The following is a 338-nucleotide window of genomic DNA, read 5'->3' as shown; positions in this document are numbered from 1 at the left end:
TGGTGACCCGTACGGGATTCGAACCCGTGTTACCGCCGTGAAAGGGCGGTGTCTTAACCACTTGACCAACGGGCCAAAAATTTAAAAACTTTTTCCAAGCTTCCAACCGGGGTTGAACCGGTGACCTCTTCCTTACCATGGAAGTACTCTACCAGCTGAGCTATGGAAGCATAATGGCTCCGCAGGTAGGAATCGAACCTACGACCGATCGGTTAACAGCCGATAGCTCTACCGCTGAGCTACTGCGGAATAATACAAGCCTGGCAACGTCCTACTCTCACAGGGACAAGGTCCCAACTACCATCGGCGCTAGAGAGCTTAACTTCCGTGTTCGGTAT

General features: G+C 51.8%; 3 tRNA genes and 1 rRNA gene. All 4 read right to left on the bottom strand.

The window, feature by feature from the left end:
- Nucleotides 1-75: transfer RNA gene (locus tag JDS95_RS30640), tRNA-Glu, on the bottom strand.
- 22 nt (nt 76-97) lie between these two features.
- Nucleotides 98-170, bottom strand: a tRNA-Thr gene (locus tag JDS95_RS30635).
- Nucleotides 171-174: 4 nt separating this feature from the next.
- A tRNA-Asn gene (locus JDS95_RS30630) sits at nt 175-249 on the bottom strand.
- Between the two features lie 9 nt (nt 250-258).
- Nucleotides 259-338, bottom strand: a 5S ribosomal RNA gene (gene rrf, locus JDS95_RS32315); the annotation flags it as partial.

It is taken from the genome of Bacillus cereus group sp. N24 (assembly GCF_016483345.1).
Taxonomy (GTDB): Bacteria; Bacillota; Bacilli; order Bacillales; family Bacillaceae_G; genus Bacillus_A; species Bacillus_A toyonensis.
The sequence above is the reverse complement of the archived record's forward strand: the minus strand, read 5'-3'. Positions and strand labels throughout refer to the sequence as shown.